The sequence below is a fragment of the Streptococcus mitis genome (genome assembly GCF_000722755.1).
Lineage (GTDB): Bacteria > Bacillota > Bacilli > Lactobacillales > Streptococcaceae > Streptococcus > Streptococcus mitis_CM.
On sequence record NZ_JPFY01000015.1, the window covers coordinates 168,282 to 188,275 of the forward strand.

Below are 19,994 nucleotides of genomic sequence, written 5' to 3' on the forward strand. Positions count from 1 at the left end.
CTTGATATCTTAAATTACCAAGATGCTTTTGTTACACCAGGGATTTGTCCTTTGTAAGCTAATTCACGGAAGCAAACACGGCAAAGTTTAAATTTGCGGTAAACTGAATGTGGACGACCACATTTTTCACAACGAGTATAAGCTTGAGTAGAGAACTTCGCTGGACGTTTGTTCTTAGCAATCATTGATTTTTTAGCCATTAGATTTACCTCCTATATTATTTTGCAAAAGGCATTCCAAGGCCTGTAAGCAATGCACGTGACTCTTCGTCAGTGTTAGCAGTTGTTACGATAACGATGTCAAGACCACGAGTTTTGTCAACGTCATCGAAGTTGATTTCTGGGAAGATCAATTGTTCTTTCACACCAAGTGTGTAGTTTCCGCGTCCGTCAAATGATTTTGTTGGAACACCATGGAAGTCACGTACACGTGGAAGTGAAACTGAAACCAATTTATCCAAGAATTCGTACATACGTTCACCACGAAGGGTAACTTTTGCACCGATCGCAACACCTTCACGAAGACGGAAGCCGGCGATTGATTTTTTAGCTTTAGTGATAAGTGGTTTTTGACCTGAGATAAGTGCCAATTCTTCAGCAGCTTTTTCAAGGCTTTTAGCGTTTGATACAGCTTCACCAACACCCATGTTCAAAACGATCTTATCTACTTTAGGAACAGCCATCACTGATGAGTAGTTGAATTGTTCTGTCAAAGCAGGAACTACTTCATTAAGATATTTTTCTTTTAAACGATTTGCCATTATACTTCTCCTTTCCTTCGTGATTAATCAAGCACTTCGCCTGATTTTTTGTTGTAGCGAACTTTTTTACCGTCTACAAATTTGTAACCAACACGACCAGCTACACCATTTTTGTCCAAAACTTGAACGTTTGATACATGGATAGCTGCTTCTTTCTCGATGATACCACCTTGAGGAAGTTCGTTAGTTGGACGTTGGTGTTTCTTAACGATGTTAACACCTTCAACGATAACTTTGTTTACTTTTGGAAGGGCAGTAAGGACAACAGCTTCTGTTCCCTTATCTTTACCAGCGATTACGCGAACTTTGTCGCCTTTTTTTACAAACATTAGGTTTCTCCTTGATTTTTCTTACGCCCATAAGGGCACCCTGGAGGTAAATCCAGGGGACTAGTTTGTTTCTAAAAATTAAAGTACTTCTGGAGCAAGTGACACGATCTTCATGAAGCCACCTTCACGCAATTCACGTGCAACTGGGCCAAAGATACGTGTTCCGCGAGGAGTTTTGTCTTCACGGATGATAACTGCTGCGTTTTCGTCAAATTTGATGTATGAACCATCAGCACGACGAGCACCTGATTTAGTACGAACGATAACTGCTTTAACAACGTCACCTTTTTTAACCGCACCACCAGGAGTAGCTTGTTTTACAGATGCCACGATAACATCACCGATGTTTGCAAATTTACGTCCTGAACCACCAAGAACTTTGATAGTCAAGATTTCGCGAGCACCGCTGTTGTCTGCGACTTTCAAACGAGTTTCTGTTTGAATCATTTCAGTTTTCTCCTTTCAGGTTTGATTAGATGATGACCGCTTCTTCAACAACTTCTACAAGACGGAAACGTTTTGTAGCTGAAAGCGGACGAGTTTCCATGATACGTACGATATCGCCTTCTTTGGCAACATTGTTTTCATCATGAGCTTTGTATTTTTTAGAGTAGTTAATACGTTTACCATAGACTGGGTGGTTACGTTTTGTTTCAACTACAACTGTGATTGTCTTGTCCATTTTGTCAGATACAACACGTCCAACAAGAACTTTACGATTATTGCGTTCCATTGAAATTTCTCCTTCCCTAGTCTATTATTTCGCTTCAGATTGAACTGTTTTGATACGAGCGATTTGTTTTTTAACTTCTTTCAAGCGAGCTGTTTGTTCCAATTGACCAGTAGCAGCTTGGAAACGAAGTTCAAACAATTCTTTTTTCAATTCGTTTTCGCGCTTCGCGAGTTCTTCTTGAGAAAGACCACGAAGTTCTTTAACAAATTCTTTTACTTCATTAAGTTTCATGCCTTCTCCTTATTCTGCTTCACGTTTTACGAATTTACATTTAACTGGCAATTTGTGGCTAGCAAGACGAAGCGCTTCGCGAGCGATCTCTTCAGATACACCAGCGATTTCGAACATCACTTTACCACGTTTAACTGGTGCTACCCAACCTTCAGGTGCCCCTTTACCAGATCCCATACGCACACCGATAGCTTTAGCAGTGTATGATTTGTGTGGGAAGATTTTAATCCAAACTTTACCACCACGTTTCATGTAACGAGTCATGGCGATACGAGCAGCTTCGATTTGGCGGTTAGTGATCCAGTGGCTAGTTGTAGCTTGAAGACCGTATTCACCGAATGCTACTTCTTTTCCACCTTTTGCTTCACCGCGCATTTTTCCACGGAATTCACGACGGTGTTTAACACGTTTAGGTACTAACATTGGTTATTTACCTCCTTTAGTGTTTTTGCGAGCTGGAAGAACTTCACCACGGTAGATCCATACTTTAACACCAAGTTTACCGTATGTAGTATCTGCTTCTTCCCAAGCGTAATCGATATCTGCACGAAGTGTGTGAAGTGGAACAGTTCCTTCAGAGTATCCTTCAGCACGGGCGATATCTGCACCGTTCAAACGACCTGATACTTGAGTTTTGATTCCTTTAGCTCCAGCACGCATTGCACGTTGGATTGCTTGTTTTTGTGCACGACGGAAAGCAACACGTTGCTCCAATTGACGAGCAATTCCTTCACCTACAAGGTGAGCATCCAAATCAGGTTGTTTGATTTCGATGATGTTGATGTGTACTTGTTTTCCAGTCAATTTGTTAAGTTTCGCACGGAGTGCATCAACGTTAGCACCACCTTTACCGATAACCATACCTGGTTTAGCAGTGTGAAGTGAAACGTTAACTTTGTTTACTGCGCGTTCGATTTCGATAGTTGAAACTGCTGCGTCAGCAAGTTCTTTTTGAACGAATTTACGGATTGCAAGATCTTCATGAAGGTAATCCGCGTATTCTTTTTCAGCATACCATTTGGCATCCCAATCACGGATGATGCCGACACGCATACCAATTGGATGTACTTTTTGACCCACGATTTTACCTCCTTATTTTTCTGCAACAGCTACAGTGATGTGAGCTGTACGTTTGTTGATTGGTGAAGCTGAACCTTTCGCACGTGGACGGAAACGTTTCATAGTTGGTCCTTCGTTTGCGAATGCTTCAGATACTACCAAGTTAGCTTTATCCAAACCAAAGTTGTTTTCAGCGTTAGCTACAGCTGAGTTCAAAACTTTCAAGATGATTTCAGCAGCTTTGTTTGGAGTGAATGTCAAGATTGCGATTGCATCGGCTACGCTTTTACCACGGATGTTATCAAGAACAAGACGTGATTTACGAGGTGAAACACGTACTGTACGAGCCATTGCTTTAGCTGAAGTAATTTCTGCCATTTATGTTCTCCTTATTTTCTACGTGTTTTCTTGTCGTCTGCAGCGTGACCTTTGTAAGTACGAGTTGGTGCAAATTCACCAAGTTTGTGACCTACCATGTCTTCTTGGATGTAAACAGGTACGTGTTTACGTCCGTCATAAACTGCAATAGTGTAACCAATGAAACTTGGGAAGATCGTCGAACGACGTGACCAAGTTTTAATAACTTTTTTCTTTTCGTCGTTAGCTTGAGCTTCAACTTTTTTCATCAAATGCTCATCGACGAAAGGTCCTTTTTTAAGACTGCGTCCCATTTTTATATTTTCTCCTTTAAATGTTGTACCACAGCGGCTTGCGCTCCTATGGAGCGCTACCGAGCTGGCGGATTTACTAGTTGCTTAAGCGACTAGTTTAATATTATTTCTCGTTGCGACGACGAACGATAAGTTTGTCAGATTTCGCTTTCTTGTTACGAGTTTTAAGACCAAGAGCAGGTTTGCCCCATGGAGTAGATGGTGCTTTACGACCAACTGGTGCTTTACCTTCACCACCACCGTGTGGGTGATCGTTAGGGTTCATTACAGAACCACGAACTGTTGGGCGGATACCTTTCCAACGGCTACGTCCTGCTTTACCAAGGTTTACAAGTCCGTGTTGTTCGTTTCCGACAACACCAACTGTAGCACGGCAAGTTCCAAGAATCATACGAACTTCACCTGATTGAAGACGAACAAGAACGTATTTACCTTCAGAACCCAATACTTGAGCAGATGCACCAGCAGCACGTACCAATTCACCACCACGACCAGGTTTCAACTCGATGTTGTGGATCAAAGTACCAACTGGGATGTTAGCAAGTGGAAGAGCGTTTCCGACTTTGATATCTGCTTCTGGACCTGAAACGATACGTTGACCTACTTCAAGACCTTTTGGAGCGATGATGTATGCTTTCACACCGTCAGTGTAGTGTACAAGAGCGATGTTTGCAGAACGGTTTGGATCGTACTCGATTGTTTTAACAACTGCTTCAACGTTGTCTTTGTTACGTTTGAAGTCAACCAAACGGTAGAAACGTTTGTGTCCACCACCTTGGTGACGAACTGTGATACGACCGTTGTTGTTACGACCAGCCTTGCTCTTCAATGCAACAAGCAATGATTTTTCAGGAGTGCTTGTTGTGATTTCAGCGAAATCCAAAGAAGTCATATTACGGCGACCGTTTGTTGTTGGTTTATAAACACGAATTCCCACGATATTTCCTCCTTAGATTATTCAGCTTCAGCAGCAAACAACTCGATTGCTTTAGAATCAGCTGTAAGTGTGATGATAGCTTTTTTAGTTTTGTTAGTAAAACCAGTGTAACGTCCAACACGTTTAGCTTTTGGTTTTACGTTGATTGTGTTAACATTAGCAACTTTAACACCTTCGAAAGCAGCTTCAACAGCTTGCTTGATCAAAAGTTTGTGTGCACGAGTGTCAACTTCAAATACATATTTTCCTGCTTCAAGTTGAGCCATTGAGCTTTCAGTGATGACAGGTTTTTTGATAACATCATACAAATTCATTATGCAAGAACCTCCTCGATTTTAGAGATAGCTGCTTGAGTAACAAGAAGTTTGTCACTATTTGCGATGTCAAGAACACTTGCAGTTGTAGCAGTCGCAACTTTCACGTTTGGAAGGTTACGAGCTGAGAGAGCTGCGAATTCGTTTCCTTCTTCAAGAATAACAAGGACTTTAGAATCGATGCTCAAAGCTGCAAGAACTTTTGCAAATTCAGCAGTTTTTGGAGCTGTAAATTCAAGAGAATCAACGGCTACAAATTTATTTTCAGCAACTTTTTCTGAGTAAACAGATTTAAGTGCAAGGCGACGAACTTTTTGAGGAAGTTTGTACGCATAGCTACGTGGAGTTGGTCCGAAGACGATTCCACCACCACGCCATTGTGGAGAGCGGATAGAACCTTGACGAGCACGTCCAGTTCCTTTTTGACGCCATGGTTTGCGTCCGCCACCTGAAACAGCTGAGCGGTTTTTAACTGCGTGAGTTCCTTGACGAAGGCTAGCACGTTGGCTGATGATCACATCAAACACAACAGATTGGTTTGGTTCGATACCAAAGATTGCATCGTTAAGAACAACTTCGCCCGCTTGTTTACCAGTTTGGTCGAATAATGTTACATTTGCCATTTTGACTGTATTCCCCTTTCCTTATTATTTACCAGCTTTAACTGCTGACTTGATAGTGATAAGAGATTTCTTAGCACCTGGTACGTTACCTTTGATAAGGATAACGTTCTTTTCTGGAACAACTTGTACAACTTCAAGGTTTTGAATTGTTACGCGGTCACCACCCATACGTCCTGCAAGGTTTTTACCTTTGAATACACGGTTAGGTGCAACAGGTCCCATTGAACCTGGACGACGGTGGTAACGAGAACCGTGAGCCATTGGTCCACGTGATTGTCCGTGGCGCTTGATAACACCTTGGAAACCTTTACCTTTAGAAGTACCAGTTACGTCAACAACGTCTCCAGCTGCGAATGTTTCAACTGTAATTTCAGCACCAACTTCTAAGCCTTCAACGTTTTTGAATTCACGAATGAAGCGCTTAGGAGCCGTGTTAGCTTTTGCTACATGTCCTTTAGCAGGTTTGTTGCTCAATACTTCGCGTTTGTCATCGAAACCAACTTGGATAGCGTTGTATCCGTCTGTTTCAACAGTTTTAACTTGAAGAACAACGTTTGGAGTTGCTTCAATAACTGTTACAGGGATCAATTCGCCAGCTTCAGTGAAGATTTGAGTCATTCCCACTTTTTTCCCTAAGATTCCTTTTGTCATGAGAAAATAGTTCCTTTTCTATATTTTTTATTCAAAAAGTTTTTAACGAGCGTTTTTTATGCTCAAGGTATCAAGCTTTAGATTAAAGTTTGATTTCTACGTTTACACCACTTGGAAGATCCAATTTCATCAACGCATCAACTGTTTTTTGAGTTGGGTTAACGATATCAATCAAACGTTTGTGTGTACGCATTTCAAATTGTTCGCGAGAGTCTTTGTATTTGTGAGTCGCACGAATGATTGTGTAGAGGCTACGTTCAGTTGGAAGTGGGATTGGACCCGCAACTTGTGCACCTGTACGAGTAGCTGATTCTACGATTTTTGCAGCCGCTGTGTCAAGCGTACGGTGTTCGTAAGCTTTCAAACGGATACGGATTTTTTTGTTTGCCATCTTTTTCTCCTTTTCGTCTATTTAAGATAATAGGCTAGCTCCACAAGAAAACCGACGCGGTGTTGCGTGGCAATGCAACCGAGCGTGTCGCAACCTCTTGCATCAAAGCTAAAGCTGTAATTTACAGCACCATAATAGAATAACACAAAGCCCCTGCGATTGCAAGGGATTTGTTGCTGTTTTTTAAAATTTTTAACATGAAAATGTTTTCTTTTTTGGCGGGTCATTTATTTAAGTATTTTATGGAAGAAAGTTACTCTCTCTTCACCTGTTCATAACTTTCTTGTCCGTCATTGAGTCTGTCCCAAATCACTACTTGCCCACTTTCGAGCGATTTTTGCACATCGATAATTCGTTGATTGGAAGAACCTCGAAACTGGAGCATGAGATTTCTCTTAGTTCGGTCATACCGTCCATCGACAAGGATGTCAATTAGTGATAAGAGTTCCAGTTTATCTGGAGTTTCCAACATCATTTCTTCCCAAGTGTAGCCCGTCCAGGACCAGATGTCTTTTTCTGGCAATTCCTTTCGGATGCGTTTAACGAGAGGTAAGAGAATGCCCGTATTGAGGAAAGGCTCCCCTCCCAGCAAGGTCAATCCTTGAACATAAGGTTGAGCGAGATCTTCCATGATCTGTTTTTCTAATTCTGCTGTATAAGGAATTCCGGCATTGAAGGACCAGGTCGCTACATTATAACACCCCTCGCAGTGGAACATACAGCCTGCGACATAGAGAGAGTTACGCACGCCTTCTCCATCCACAAAGTTAAAAGCCTTATAGTCAATGATACGCCCCTGACTGAGTTCTTCACTTTTCCACTCGCCTGGTTTTGGTGTATTCCATGTCATGCTGTCTACTCCAAGTCTATCCAATAGCGCTCCGTTCCGTTTCGAACATCCTCCAACTCCCCACCATTAGCTAAGATAACAGCTCGGCTTGCTGGATTTTCTGTGCTACAAGTCACTAAAGCTCGTTTAATATTCTTTTCCTTAGCAACTTGCAAGCCCTGACGGAGAATCTCTTTAGCATAACCTTTGCCTCTTTCTGATGGACGAATGGAGTAGCCAATGTGGCCAGCATAATTCAATAACCCCTCATTCAGTCTCAATCGCAGATTCAAAAATCCTAGAGCACGACCTACATCATCAAATGATACAAATTGAATAGAAGGAACACGATTTTCAGGCAAGTTTATCCCCATCTCTTTTTGCATATTTATTTCCAACCATTCTTCATACACAAAGTTCTCTGTATCCCAGAAACCACCGTCGTGAGGCGACTGATATTTTTCAAACTCTGCCATCATCTCTAAAACTGTTACTTTATCTGCTAATATTGGTCTTCGTAGTTCCATTCTTACCTCCCACTAAGAGAAAAGCGAGAGTTGACTCTCACTTTTATTTTTTCTTGTTCTTGTTTAAAAATTGTTCTCTGAGGTTGAGCAAACGTTCTTTCTTACCAGCTCCACCTTTAGAGTGTTTCTCGTGATAACGGGTCACTTGTGCGCGCCCCTTATCGTCTAATTGATATTTTCCCATTTCATTTCTTTCTAATTTGTTACTTGATGGCCAGCTACTTTAATCGTTGAACCATTCATATGTTTGACACGCGCAGCGATTTCCTTGTGACGGCCGTTGACCATCGGTCTGGCTTGAGGATTGCCAAGATAGCCACAAGTCCGTTTAACAACGTCTACTGTTTTAGGGTCGCTATTGCCACAGTTAGGACAAGCAAAGCCCCTCTCAGTTGGTTCAAAATCCCCTTCAAAGTCACACTTGTAGCAACGGTCTATTGGAGTATTGGTCCCAAGATAGCCCACACGGTCATAGGCATAATCCCAAACAGCTTCCAGAGCCTTAGGATTTTGCTGAAGGACTGGATACTCACAATAATGGATGAAACCACCTGACGCACCTGCTTCTGGATAGACTTTCTCAAAGTCTAATTTTTCAAATGGTGTTGGATTTTTACGAACATCGTAGTGGAAAGAGTTAGTGTAGTATTCCTTGTCTGTAATATCAGGAATAGAACCAAACTTCTCTGTATCTAGTCGGCAGAAACGGTCTGTCAAACTTTCAGATGGTGTTGAGTAGATAGAGAAATGGTAGCCATATTGGTCAGACCACTCTTCTACACGGCGTTTCATATCGCGAATGATATCCAGCGTAAATTCCTTAGCTTCTAGATTGTGTTCCCAGCTATTTCCAAAGAAAACTGTCGCTACTTCGTACAAACCGATGTAACCCAGCGAAACTGTCGCACGACGATTCTTAAAGAGCTGGTCAACATTTTCTTCTTTACCTAGACGATGGCCAAAAGCACCGTATTGATAAAGGATAGGAGCATTGGCTGGTGTCGCTTCCTTGGTCCGTTCGACACGATAAACCAGAGCATCTTCCGCAATGTTCATTCGCTCGTTGAAGATTTCCCAGAACTTATTCATATCACCTTCAGACTCAAGAGCGATACGAGGTAGGTTAACCGTCACAACACCCAGATTCATGCGACCTGAATTAACCTCGACACCATTTTCATCCTTCCATCCTTGAAGGAACGAACGGCAACCCATAGGAACCTTGAAAGAACCAGTCAATTCGATAATCTTATCGTAAGACAAGACGTCTGGATACATCCGTTTAGTTGCACATTCTAGAGCCAACTGCTTAATGTCATAGTTGGGAGTCCCTTCTTCCAAGTTAAGGCCTCTTTTAAGCGTAAAGATGAGCTTAGGGAAGATGGCTGTACGATGCTCCGAACCAAGCCCCTTGATTCGGATGGTCAAGATAGTTTTTTGAATTTCCCGCTCAAAACGATTGGTTCCTAGACCAAAACCTAACGAAGTAAAAGGTGTTTGTCCATTTGAAGTGAAGAGGGTGTTGATTTCATACTCAAGAGATTGCATGGCATCGTAGATATCTTTCTGAGTTTTCTTCCATGCATAATCTTCTCGTTTATCAGGTAAAACCCACTCTTCCGCATCCTTAAGGTGTTTTTGATAATTCTTCTCTGCATAAGGAGCCAAGACTTCATCGATACGGTCAGCTGAACAACCACCGTACTGGCTAGAAGCCACGTTGGCGATGATTTGGGAAATCTGAGCTGTAGCAGTCTGGATAGACTTAGGACTTTCTACCTCTGCATTTCCAATCTTAAAACCATTTTCCAGCATCCCCTTGAAATCAATCAAACAGCAGTTGGTCATAGGTGTATAAGGACTGTAGTCCAAATCGTGATAGTGGATATCCCCTTTTTGGTGGGCATTGGCTACGTGCTTAGGAAGCATTTGCAGTCCGATTGATTTTCCAACGATGCCCGCTGTCAAATCACGCTGGGTATTAAAGACATCGCTGTCTTTATTTGCATTTTCATTAACAACTGCCTGGTCTTTGTTGAGAAGCTTATGTATACTAAAGTTGATATCCGTCGCTTTTGAGCGCTCAAAATCCCTTTGTGTCCGATAAGTAATATACTCCTCAGCCAGCGCATATTCTTTGGCTTCAAGCAATTCATGTTCTACGATATTTTGAATTTCGTAAATCTTAACCCCCTTTGGAAAGCGACTATGAATTTCTGTGACAATTCGCTCGGTCAGAGCATTGAGGCGTTTTTCGACCAAGGGTGTCACATCCATAACCTTGTCAGCCGCCTTGTGGAGAGCCTTGTCAATCTTGTCCACATCAAATACAACACGTCTCCCATCTCGTTTTTCAACGAAGAGAGTTGGCAAAATTGTAATTTTTTCTTCTAGTGCAATCATATGCATGCTCTTTTCTAAAATGTTCTTTCTAAAAAGTATTATACCACTCTAAAAAGAAAAATCAATATCTTGTGGTAAAAATCCTAAAAATTTTAAAAATACACAAGATATTGATTCGGTTATTTAATTTTATAGACTTTAAACTCTGAGTAATCAGTCTTTACTTGTTGGTAATTTTCTTTCAAGAGTGTCTCCGCCTCAGACCAGAGAGCCACCTTGTCGTTTACCACAATCACCTTAGGTTGGTTTTCTTTCAAGTCATTGATTAAACTAGTTTTATTCTCTTCTGTACTCGTGTAAAGAAGAGGTGATGGGAACATGGATCCAGCCAAACGCTGGCTTTCTTTATACATTTGAACATGTGAATCCCAAATATAGATTTGGTCACCATCACTCGTCTCTTGTTTGACTCTATCTACCACTTGATGTTGTTCTCTATAAGAAGCTGGATGCAAGACAAAACGAGCTACAAAAGGAATTGCAATCAGATAAACCACCACTAGGATAGGTAGGTAGAGATTTCCCTTCATGAATTTTTTCCATAAAGTTGGAACCTCCTCTCTTCTCCGACGACGATCTCCTCTAGCTGAGTGTTTCCCACGAATACTGGTCATCAAAAGAAGGAGTAAAGACGGAAGGATTAGAATCAAACGCGAACCGTGAAGAGGTTCTTGAGAAAAAAGCAACAAGGCTAATACAAATAAGAAAGTGAAACTAGCAGGCACTGAAATAACATATAATCTTGATGCCTTTGATTGGAACAATCCTAGAAAAACAAGGAAGAGAGCTCCTAAACCAAAGGTCAACAAACCATAGAATACAACATTATCCATTAGTTGAGGATTGGTAAAGACCTGAAGGGAATCAATCGGATACAAAAGACTTCCTATAGCTTCTCCAAAACCACCTGAAGTAAGCACATAGTAGCCTACTGGGTAAAAGATGAGAGAAAAACCAAGTGCCGCTGCAAAAAACTGATAAACTCCATGGACAAAACGACCATGCCCAACATTAAAGACAAATAAACCAATCGTTACTACTACAGCAAAGAGAAGACTTGTAAGAGGCTCTATGAAAAATGATAGGCCCAAAAAGATCCCCAGACGTAGAAATCCCTTGTCATGATTAGGATTTGATAGATAAGCTGCTATAAATGAAAATCCTGCAAACAGGAATGGCAGAGCTAAGATAGTAGCATAACCTCCTCCAAAACCAAGACCAGACACCAAGATATAAAATATGGTTAGGAGTTGTTTGGCTTGTTCCCTTTGTCCCGTCAGATAGTCGGTTGAAGAAAAGAGGAAATAACCTCCTCCTAAGAGGGCTAGCCATTCTACCAAGGCAAAAAGGATGCCTCCTTGGGTAATATAAAGTAGTAAGTAATAAAGAAGACCTTGACTTGCATAATAGCTACTGTAAAGCTGTCCTCCCTGATGTAAAGCCCACCCTATATACAAATCCTGCGCCTGAGAGGGATCTACCATATCTAAAAGTAAAGGTATCACCACAGAAAAAACCGTTGCAATCGTACTTCCAATGATGAGTCTGAAAAACGGGAAAGCTACCTGTTCTTCTTTTTCTACATGAGATTCAAGGTTCCTATCCAGTCTATTTTCAATTTCATTACTCTGTATCGTTTCGGATACTTCTTCGATTCTGCCATATACAGCCATATCGTTTCTCCTATTCAATTTATCTGTCTTAGTATATCAAAAAGACCTAAAATTGTCAGCTTGCGATGGCTGTTTGAGCGATTTTTTGCATAGTTTCACAAAGGTTTCAATTTCCCGAAATCGGTGTAAATGCGTCTGTTTAAATGACATGATATAATCCAATTCTTTCTGAGTCAGCATCGTTCCTCCTATATCTTCTTATTCGTAAAAGGCAAGAAAAATAGGACTGGGTTGTATCCTAAGTCCTAGATTTCTTATAAGATAGGGGCGAATAACTGGGCAATTTCCTTAATCAATTTCTGATACCAGCTATTTTTTATCGTATGAGGGAAAATTTCTTGAGATACTGAAAAAATCTCCTGAAAATCTTTTTGAATCTCTGTGATTGATGCCGTTTTATATAGCAAAACTGCATCTTCATAGTGATGAAGTAAACTTCTATAATCTAAATTAATCGTTCCAACTACAGCAAAGTCCTTATCCACTAAGATTTGTTTACTATGGATGAAGCCTGGACTATACTCAAAAATCCTTACTCCTGCTGACAACAAATCCGGATAGGCCCCTCTTGTAATGAGTTGGATTAATTTTTTATCTGGAATGAAAGGAGTCACGATGCGAACATCAACACCCCTCATGGCCGCGTTTTTAATACTCTCAGTTAAATCATAGTCAATAATCAAATAGGGTGTTGTGATATAGACTGAGTCAGTAGCCTGATTAATCAAACTTTGATAGACTTTTTTCCCTACCTGAGTACGGAAGATGGGCTTGGGACCACTACCATAGGGAATACAGAGCCCTTGGCTAGAACGAGGCTGGTTTTCCAAGTGATACTGGTCAAAATCACTGATTTCCCCACGATTGATGTACCAAGTCATCAAAAAGAGACGGGTTAGAGCCTTGACACCAGGGCCATCTATGCGAATCCCACTATCCTTCCAATAACCAAAGCGTTCTACATGGTTGATGTACTCATCAGCTAAGTTAATACCTCCTGTATAGGCTACCTGACCATCTATAACAAGGATTTTACGATGGTCTCGATTATTATAAGCCACCGTCAAACGAGGAATCACCTTGTTAAACTTATGGGCTTCAATTCCTCGACTACGAAGCTGAACAGTATAGTCTCCAGGTAAAGTCGCCATACAACCGATATCATCATAGAGCATCTTGATCTCTACACCCTGAGCTGCCTTTTGCTCTAGTATATCTAGTATGCTATTCCACATCAGACCTTCTTCGACAATATAGTACTCTAGAAAGATAAATTTCTCAGCTTTCTTGAGGTCTTCCAACATATGTTCCCACATGCTTTCACCCGAAGAAAAGAATTGTGAATCTGTTCGATCATAGACATCGGCATTGCTATCCATACTTAGCAAAGATTTGATAACTCCGTAAGCCGCCTTATCATCTTCCTTCAATTTCTGGCGGAGAGCTTTACTGTTATCCTCCCGAAAATGCATGGAACCAAGTTTGTCCAACTGCTTGATTTCTTTTTTGGACAATCGCCTTTCACCAAACATCAGATAGAGCAAGGGCCCGATGACAGGAACAAAAGTTACCACTAACCACATTACTTTACTTTCAGGCGCCATTGAACGATTGACAATTGCGACAATAGTCGCCATACTCATAAAAATTAAGACAATTACCCATAGAATAGGGGCCATGCGCCCTAAATAGAGAAAGAGACCAAAAACAAGACACAGTTCAAGTAGCATAATCGAAAGACTAAAGCCATACTTGGACATCAATAATTGAAATTTTCTATATTTCATACATCCCCTTTCTTTTAACCTTCCCCCTAACCACCTAATTAATAGATGTTTCCACTAGTATACATCAGTTCATAGCTAGATGGCAACAATTTACTCTTGCTAAAGTTTCAACCATTATGATCTCATATGCGTATTACAGTTTGAGAGCCAACATATTGACCGTCATACCGGCTGCAGTTCCCATAAGATAGATGACATCTCCCTCCTTAACAAGCCCTTGTTCTAATGAATAAGCCAAGCCAAACGGTACAGATACTGACACCATATTTCCATAATCAGTGACAAGATTGAGATATTGTTCCTCCGCAACACCTAGTTTTTCCATAACTAAAGGAAGGGCACGACTTGCTTGATGGGGAATAATATAGTCCACATCTGACAATGCTAGCTGCGTTTTTTCTTGAAACTCTTCAAACATGACTGGAATTTTACGAGCAGATAAGAGGAGAATTTTCTTACCTTTCATATCAAACATATAGTTGGTCTTAGTCGCTTCAGAGTACTCTTTTGGTTGAAAAGAAGTCAGACCTCCACGAATCTCCGTATCGTGTGCTCCTTCTGACCAAGTACGTTGGAGACTAGCAATGACCCCTTTTTCCTGATGGCTTTTTTGGAAAATAAAGGCTGCCGCCCCATCACTAAAGAGTTCAAAACTTTCTTTTTGCTTAGGATTGAGCCCTAAACTACCAACCTCACTAGACACAATTAAGACACGATTGTATTCGCCTGCCTCGATCAAGTGGGACATAGTCGATAGAGCAGAAATAAAGCTAGTACAGGTCGTATTGATATCCATAGCTGGGATTGAGAGTCCTTTTGCCACGCGCTCATGAATCAAGGCAGCCGTACAAGGAATAGGCTGAACACCAACTGCACTAGCTGATACAAGGCAATCGATATCTTTAATATCTAAGTTTGCATATTCGAGTGCTCTCTGAATTGCTACCTCTGCTAAATCTAACTGCGTTTCTTCATTTTCAACTACACGATAACGCGTCTGGTCTTTGAATTGGACGGTATGCTTTGGAAGGCAAACACCATATCCTGCAATTTCTATATGTCTTTTTACTTCTGTCATTGTCTTTTATCCTTTCATAAACGTTGGATTCGTTTGAGTTTATGGCTAGTATCCCAGTGATAATCTGAAAATTGAATTTCGGGAACTATAAACTGCTTTTGCTGGGCCAGGAGTTGAAACTGTACTAAAATAGCTGTCTCCATGCTCTCATCTCGTTGGTTTAGACAAACTTCCACTAACTTCTCAGAATATTGTTTGACTTGGTAATCTCCTATATTCTCCACAAAGAGGATGCAACGTCTGATAAAGTCTGGATAGATGGTCACCTGTCCCCCATCCAGTCCATCGAAATAGAAGATGTCGTCAGAGCGTCCTTCGACCTTGTCAATTCGTGTATAGCAGGAGCCACACGGACAAGGCTTTGGATTCTCAACCAAGATATCATTGAGCTGGTAGCGATAAACAGGCTGACTACTTCGTTTAAAGTCCGTAATCACTGGATAAAAACGGCGGTCATCCAGATACTGCTTTTCCACAAAGATAATGTCTTCGTTGAGATGTAGATTGCCAGCTGTGCAAGTGCAAGCTAGGAAACCTTCGGTTGCCTGATAAACTTGGTCAATAATGGATAGAGAAAAGGCTTCTGCGATGAGTTCCCTATCATTATCTTCCAAGATTTCTGCCACCGAAACGATTTTTTGTGGGTGGATAGCTAACTCTCCAGCCTTGAGACGCTTGCTCAATTCAATCAACATAGAGGCTGGTGCCACAACAATCGTCGGCTGGTAGGTATTCAGCCGCTCAATATGGACATCTGTAGGTTTAAAAATATCAAAATACTCCAAACGAATAAGTGCCGTATTGATGGTCTGATAGAGTTCATTATCAGCTCTCAGGAAAAAGGCGATTCGGTGTCCAAAAAGCTGGCCCTTGGGTAACATCTTAGCTAAGATAGCTGCTGCCCACATACTTCGCTCTTTCTCCGTTGTGATAAAAAGCCCCCGATGTCCAGATGTCCCTGAAGACAGTCCGACTGCCACATCGCCTTTGAGTTCAGTGAAATCACGAGTCTTTTCACTTTCAATAGCCAAGGCCAAGGCTTCATCCCGATCTACTCCTTGGGTGTTGAGCTCGTTGAAATGCTCCATCATAAAAGCCTTGTCCATATGGTCAAAGTCGCTAGGAACCCCATTTTTAAAGTAGGGCGACTCTCGCTTTAAAAAGTTCATATAATTAGCTAATTGCTTTTTCTGATAGTTCTCTACAGCTTCTCGAGATTTGAAGTTGTGAAGCCAGCGAGTTTGGACAAAGGTTTTAAGAAAGGTTCCTTTTTTCATATATGATACGTTCTATCCTTTCTACAGGGTCATGGCTAACAACTACTTCAATACCATCTCTCAAGACTTCCTCCAAAAACTCTGTCCCCTTGATATAGTCTGCCTTATTGTCCTGAACCAAGGAAGGAATCAGGAGCATCTGCTTGGTGTAAGGCAAAAGGTCAATTCCCCAACAGAGATCTGCTGCGATGAGGAGATTAAAGTCTGGAAGGTACAGACAAGCTTGCCCCCTTGCATGCCCATCAACAGAAGCTACTAGGATACTTCCATCTCCAAAAAGATCACTAGTCGGACGATAGGGAAAGGTTGAATCTTGCTGGTCAGCTCTGATAATGGTTAGATTTTTTTCAAATGAAGCTGGCAAAAATTCCTTGAAAATCAAGTCTTTCAGTGTCGGTTTCTTGTAAACATCATACACTTCCTGAGTCAAGATAAAAGTTGCATGAGGGAAGAAGCTAGCCCCTCCCAAATGATCTGGATGCAGGTGAGATAGGATGATATAATTAATTTCTTCTGGTTTAATTCCCTTAGCTTTCAGCAAATATGAAATCTGGTCCTTCTCCGTCATTTGAACAGGTGTTCCCAAACGATAGAAACCATAACGAATCTGAGTCTTAATATCGTAATGGTAGCCCGTATCATAGAGGAGGTATCCCTTCTCCCTATGTTTGATAAGAAAAACCCCGGCTGGAAAGGTCATCTTTTTATTCTTGATTCCCTTAAATAGCAAACCTGTATAACTCGTGCAATATCCTGCTGGGAAATAATCAATGCTTTCTATAATCTTTGACATATTGTTCAATCCCTTCCGAAATACTGATTTGAGGGCGATAGCCCAAGTCTCGCTCCGCCTTGCTGATGTCCAGCGTCTGGCTATACCTCAGCAAGTAATAGGTATAGCGTGTTAGAGCCGGCTCACCTTTAAGTTTCAAGATATTATACAGAAACTCTAAACTACTTGCAATAACTGAAAGAAGAGGAGCCGGCACTTTTCTGTATGTTATCGGATAGCCAAGCCCTCTCAAGGTTTCTTCTATCAGATCCTTAAAGGCTCTTGGTTCCCCGTTGGTAATATTATAGACTTCGCCACTAGCTTGAGGAGCCTCTAGAGCCAAGCGAATGGCCAGAGCGACATTTTCCACACAGGTCATGTCCATCAGCTGACGGCCATCCCCTATCAATGGAATACCAATCTTCTGACTGAGTTCAAGAACCCGAGGTAAAATACTGGTATCCCCAATCCCAAAAAGCCCACGAGGTCGTAAAATAATACTCGGAACATCGGGATAATCCTTAAACAGCTTCTCCGAAGCTAGTTTACTACGAATATAGTTGTTCAGATTATTTTCCTGAGGCGCATCGCTTTCTTTGATAGCTATCTGGTCTCGAGGCGCAGCATATATGCTAGGCGAGGACACATAAACCAAACGCTGAATACCATCCTCTCGACAAGCATCCAGAACATACTTGGTCCCTAAGACATTTGTCTGGTAGAAATCTTCCCAAGGTCCCCAGACGGTAGAAAGAGCTCCAGCATGCACAACCATGTCCATACCCTGACAAGCCTGAGTCAGATCCTCTTGCTTGGTAAAATCTCCCTGGATAAATGCCACAGAGGAGTTCTCTAAAGACTGACCAATCTTGCGATTACGTCCAAAAGCTCGTACCTGGTAGCCATGCTGACTGAGCTCTTCAACAACATACTTACCTAGAAAACCCGTAGCACCTGTTACCAATACTTTCTTCATATTTTATTTCTCCTTATCCCCCCAAGAGTCGATATATTTCATTCTTGAGGATTTCTGTTGGCTGGTAGTCTTGAGCTACACGACTGAGTTTGTTCAAGTCTGACCAGCCATCTCTAGCCAATAGCTCATCAAAAGCGCGTCCAATCGCTTCCGTGTCCTCTCGTTTAGCAGTCAGGGCAATCCCTGCCTCTAGACCGCGAACCGCATAGTCATACTGATCATAGTCATGAGGGAGAATTAAGGCAGGCTTGCCATAGATAATACATTGGTAAAAAATACCCGCACCTCCGTGATGAATCACATAGTCCATCTGGGGAATGTATTCCTTATAGGGAAGATAGGATACTACAGAAACATTGTCCATGAGCTCCTCACATTGGAAGTCTTGTCCACCAAACCCCAGAGTGACAAAAAAGTAACAGTCAGGATGGGCTTTTGCCAATTGTTGGGTCTGGTAGAGGAGGTTATCTTTAGCCCACGCTAGCTGAGTTCCACAGGATACGAGGACTTTTTTATAACTTGCATAGGGAGACAAATCGAGAGGATAATTCTCTGCTCTCTCGATTGAAGAGCCAAAAGGCCCCACCCAAAGGTAGTGCTCTGGAAAACCACTTTTCAGCTCCAACTCTTTCATCCCAATTCCCAAGATGGAATAGGGTGAATAAATGGTTTCCTGATTTTTTTGATTGTAGAGCTTAAAATCGTAACGTTTCAAGCGTTCTCTCAATAAAAAGGTTACGATTCGTTTTCCTAAACGAGTCCCTTTTCTTCCTAGCCATTGCTGGGCAGACTGAAAAGGATTCTTTGGACTGCCCATTCCTCCAAAGAAACAAGGCGGTCCATCTGTCGTTTCAATGGCAAACTGTGTCGCCATGGTTGTTATCCAAGGAATTCCCAACTGTTCCGCCACTAGTCCTCCAGAGAGGGTTATAAAATCCGCAATAACAATATCTGGTCGATTTTTCTCCCATTCTTGTATTAGTTGGTCTGACACTACATTGATCAAATCCAGACTAGCTGACAACTGCCGATAAGCAGAAATAAGATTCAGCTGCCCTTCATTGTTGGCTACACGCTCAAACTCATCTACAAAATTTTCTAAAATAGGAAGTACCTGGAATCCCATCTCCTCTGCGACAGCTTTTCGTTGCGGTCCTGTGAATAATCGAATATCATACAAAGGATCCTTCAACAAAGGTGCGAGTAAATTCAGGGCTGGGAAGAGATGTCCACTTAAAGGGAGTACTACCACGTCGATTTTGATTCTCTTCATAAATCTAGCATAACAAATTTTTTTAAAAAGAACTACTCAAAAAGAGTACCACTCCTAAAAGTGGAACTTATATTTAAGGAAAAGGAATGAATCTTGTATGAGACCCATTCCTTTATGTGTACAATCTATCTAACTTTTATCGAGTAATACATCAAATATCTTTCATCTTATCGGAATTTTTGATAAATAAGCTTTACTTAGATAAAACAATGCGATCAGACGCTTCTCTATCCATATCGTCAATAATCATCTGATTTCCATTAATTGCATAAATCTTGGCATCATCCCCAATAATCATGCGTTGATTGGCGACATCGAAGCTAACCTGCTTGATTTCTTGATCTCCGTCAGCTTCTACCTGTGTCCATGTACCAGTTGTTCCAGTTACCACTAAAGTGATACGGTCTCCTTCGTCCTGACCAGTATAAGTTCCATCAATATTGGTTGGTTGGGCTGTAACTGTATTTTGTGAAGAACTTGTTGCTGCCTGGTTGCTATTTTCTGTAGAAGATGATGCAGCAGGTTGTGATTGCTGAGTTTGTTGTGTTTGCGATTGAGTTGCTGGTTGTTGAACTCTTTGTGAACAAGCTACTAAGAGACTAAGACTTGCTAGAGAAGCAAGAGAAAGTGTGAATCTTTTTAATTTCATGATGAATTTCCTTTCTTCTACCAATTTAGAGCAATTTTCTTCTAACTAGTA

At 41.4% G+C, this 19,994-nt stretch carries 28 protein-coding genes; all 28 read right to left on the reverse strand.

Features of this window, described 5'->3' with window-relative positions:
• Positions 1 to 14 precede the first annotated feature (14 nt).
• Complete coding sequence (locus SK578_RS09235) at positions 15 to 200, reverse strand: type Z 30S ribosomal protein S14 (RefSeq protein WP_001085697.1); 186 nt, start codon at positions 198 to 200, stop codon at positions 15 to 17.
• 17 nt (positions 201 to 217) lie between these two features.
• The gene (rplE, locus tag SK578_RS09240) at positions 218 to 760 is read right to left on the reverse strand and encodes a 50S ribosomal protein L5 (RefSeq protein WP_000013542.1); all 543 of its coding nucleotides are present in this window, start codon (positions 758 to 760) and stop codon (positions 218 to 220) included.
• Between the two features lie 23 nt (positions 761 to 783).
• On the reverse strand, positions 784 to 1,089 hold the full coding sequence (gene rplX / locus SK578_RS09245; protein ID WP_000497691.1) for a 50S ribosomal protein L24: 306 nt from the start codon (positions 1,087 to 1,089) through the stop codon (positions 784 to 786).
• Between the two features lie 78 nt (positions 1,090 to 1,167).
• On the reverse strand, positions 1,168 to 1,536 hold the full coding sequence (gene rplN, locus SK578_RS09250; protein ID WP_000616545.1) for a 50S ribosomal protein L14: 369 nt from the start codon (positions 1,534 to 1,536) through the stop codon (positions 1,168 to 1,170).
• Between the two features lie 25 nt (positions 1,537 to 1,561).
• Positions 1,562 to 1,822 carry a 30S ribosomal protein S17 gene (rpsQ, locus tag SK578_RS09255; protein ID WP_000440801.1) on the reverse strand — a complete coding sequence of 87 codons (261 nt, stop codon included), beginning with the start codon at positions 1,820 to 1,822 and terminating at the stop codon, positions 1,562 to 1,564.
• A 24-nt stretch (positions 1,823 to 1,846) separates the two neighbouring features.
• Complete coding sequence (rpmC, locus tag SK578_RS09260) at positions 1,847 to 2,053, reverse strand: 50S ribosomal protein L29 (protein ID WP_000772918.1); 207 nt, start codon at positions 2,051 to 2,053, stop codon at positions 1,847 to 1,849.
• A 9-nt stretch (positions 2,054 to 2,062) separates the two neighbouring features.
• Positions 2,063 to 2,476 (reverse strand): 50S ribosomal protein L16, encoded by a 414-nt coding sequence (gene rplP / locus SK578_RS09265; RefSeq protein ID WP_000960946.1) that lies wholly within the window; start codon positions 2,474 to 2,476, stop codon positions 2,063 to 2,065.
• Positions 2,477 to 2,479: 3 nt separating this feature from the next.
• The gene (gene rpsC, locus SK578_RS09270; RefSeq protein WP_000529936.1) at positions 2,480 to 3,133 is read right to left on the reverse strand and encodes a 30S ribosomal protein S3; all 654 of its coding nucleotides are present in this window, start codon (positions 3,131 to 3,133) and stop codon (positions 2,480 to 2,482) included.
• A gap of 12 nt (positions 3,134 to 3,145) precedes the next feature.
• Positions 3,146 to 3,490 carry a 50S ribosomal protein L22 gene (rplV, locus tag SK578_RS09275; RefSeq protein ID WP_000818137.1) on the reverse strand — a complete coding sequence of 115 codons (345 nt, stop codon included), beginning with the start codon at positions 3,488 to 3,490 and terminating at the stop codon, positions 3,146 to 3,148.
• An 11-nt stretch (positions 3,491 to 3,501) separates the two neighbouring features.
• The gene (rpsS, locus tag SK578_RS09280) at positions 3,502 to 3,783 is read right to left on the reverse strand and encodes a 30S ribosomal protein S19 (protein WP_000533766.1); all 282 of its coding nucleotides are present in this window, start codon (positions 3,781 to 3,783) and stop codon (positions 3,502 to 3,504) included.
• A gap of 103 nt (positions 3,784 to 3,886) precedes the next feature.
• Complete coding sequence (rplB, locus tag SK578_RS09285; RefSeq protein ID WP_000512911.1) at positions 3,887 to 4,720, reverse strand: 50S ribosomal protein L2; 834 nt, start codon at positions 4,718 to 4,720, stop codon at positions 3,887 to 3,889.
• A 17-nt stretch (positions 4,721 to 4,737) separates the two neighbouring features.
• Positions 4,738 to 5,034, reverse strand: coding sequence for a 50S ribosomal protein L23 (locus SK578_RS09290; protein WP_001055347.1), 297 nt, complete (start codon positions 5,032 to 5,034; stop codon positions 4,738 to 4,740).
• Positions 5,034 to 5,657, reverse strand: a complete 624-nt coding sequence (rplD, locus tag SK578_RS09295; protein WP_000024549.1) for a 50S ribosomal protein L4 — start codon at positions 5,655 to 5,657, stop codon at positions 5,034 to 5,036. The genes SK578_RS09290 and rplD overlap by 1 nt, the downstream gene beginning before the upstream one ends.
• Positions 5,658 to 5,681: 24 nt before the next feature.
• Positions 5,682 to 6,308: a 50S ribosomal protein L3 gene (rplC, locus tag SK578_RS09300; RefSeq protein WP_000160197.1), complete on the reverse strand. Its 627-nt coding sequence runs from the start codon at positions 6,306 to 6,308 to the stop codon at positions 5,682 to 5,684.
• A gap of 82 nt (positions 6,309 to 6,390) precedes the next feature.
• Positions 6,391 to 6,699, reverse strand: a complete 309-nt coding sequence (gene rpsJ / locus SK578_RS09305; protein ID WP_001284513.1) for a 30S ribosomal protein S10 — start codon at positions 6,697 to 6,699, stop codon at positions 6,391 to 6,393.
• A 17-nt stretch (positions 6,700 to 6,716) separates the two neighbouring features.
• Positions 6,717 to 6,926 carry a hypothetical protein gene (locus tag SK578_RS11070; protein ID WP_185768924.1) on the reverse strand — a complete coding sequence of 70 codons (210 nt, stop codon included), beginning with the start codon at positions 6,924 to 6,926 and terminating at the stop codon, positions 6,717 to 6,719.
• A 26-nt stretch (positions 6,927 to 6,952) separates the two neighbouring features.
• Positions 6,953 to 7,549 (reverse strand): anaerobic ribonucleoside-triphosphate reductase activating protein, encoded by a 597-nt coding sequence (nrdG, locus tag SK578_RS09310; RefSeq protein ID WP_042751745.1) that lies wholly within the window; start codon positions 7,547 to 7,549, stop codon positions 6,953 to 6,955.
• 5 nt (positions 7,550 to 7,554) lie between these two features.
• On the reverse strand, positions 7,555 to 8,055 hold the full coding sequence (locus SK578_RS09315) for a GNAT family N-acetyltransferase (protein WP_042751746.1): 501 nt from the start codon (positions 8,053 to 8,055) through the stop codon (positions 7,555 to 7,557).
• Positions 8,056 to 8,098: 43 nt separating this feature from the next.
• Positions 8,099 to 8,239, reverse strand: coding sequence for a hypothetical protein (locus SK578_RS11075; RefSeq protein ID WP_000521618.1), 141 nt, complete (start codon positions 8,237 to 8,239; stop codon positions 8,099 to 8,101).
• An 11-nt stretch (positions 8,240 to 8,250) separates the two neighbouring features.
• On the reverse strand, positions 8,251 to 10,458 hold the full coding sequence (gene nrdD, locus SK578_RS09325; protein WP_042751866.1) for an anaerobic ribonucleoside-triphosphate reductase: 2,208 nt from the start codon (positions 10,456 to 10,458) through the stop codon (positions 8,251 to 8,253).
• A 119-nt stretch (positions 10,459 to 10,577) separates the two neighbouring features.
• On the reverse strand, positions 10,578 to 12,131 hold the full coding sequence (locus SK578_RS09330) for a hypothetical protein (protein WP_042751747.1): 1,554 nt from the start codon (positions 12,129 to 12,131) through the stop codon (positions 10,578 to 10,580).
• A gap of 254 nt (positions 12,132 to 12,385) precedes the next feature.
• Entirely contained in the window at positions 12,386 to 13,918 is a 1,533-nt protein-coding gene (cls, locus tag SK578_RS09340; RefSeq protein WP_042751748.1) for a cardiolipin synthase, read from the reverse strand.
• 133 nt (positions 13,919 to 14,051) lie between these two features.
• Positions 14,052 to 14,996 (reverse strand): 3-oxoacyl-[acyl-carrier-protein] synthase III C-terminal domain-containing protein, encoded by a 945-nt coding sequence (locus tag SK578_RS09345; protein ID WP_042751749.1) that lies wholly within the window; start codon positions 14,994 to 14,996, stop codon positions 14,052 to 14,054.
• A 14-nt stretch (positions 14,997 to 15,010) separates the two neighbouring features.
• Positions 15,011 to 16,273 (reverse strand): F390 synthetase-related protein, encoded by a 1,263-nt coding sequence (locus tag SK578_RS09350; protein WP_042751750.1) that lies wholly within the window; start codon positions 16,271 to 16,273, stop codon positions 15,011 to 15,013.
• Positions 16,251 to 17,066: an MBL fold metallo-hydrolase gene (locus tag SK578_RS09355; RefSeq protein WP_042751751.1), complete on the reverse strand. Its 816-nt coding sequence runs from the start codon at positions 17,064 to 17,066 to the stop codon at positions 16,251 to 16,253. The genes SK578_RS09350 and SK578_RS09355 overlap by 23 nt, the downstream gene beginning before the upstream one ends.
• Entirely contained in the window at positions 17,041 to 18,021 is a 981-nt protein-coding gene (locus SK578_RS09360) for an NAD-dependent epimerase/dehydratase family protein (protein ID WP_042751752.1), read from the reverse strand. Before SK578_RS09360 ends, SK578_RS09355 begins: the two co-directional genes overlap by 26 nt.
• Before the next feature lie 13 nt (positions 18,022 to 18,034).
• On the reverse strand, positions 18,035 to 19,294 hold the full coding sequence (locus tag SK578_RS09365) for a glycosyltransferase (RefSeq protein ID WP_042751753.1): 1,260 nt from the start codon (positions 19,292 to 19,294) through the stop codon (positions 18,035 to 18,037).
• Between the two features lie 193 nt (positions 19,295 to 19,487).
• Positions 19,488 to 19,943, reverse strand: coding sequence for an SP_0198 family lipoprotein (locus SK578_RS09370; RefSeq protein WP_042751754.1), 456 nt, complete (start codon positions 19,941 to 19,943; stop codon positions 19,488 to 19,490).
• Between the last annotated feature and the right edge of the window lie 51 nt (positions 19,944 to 19,994).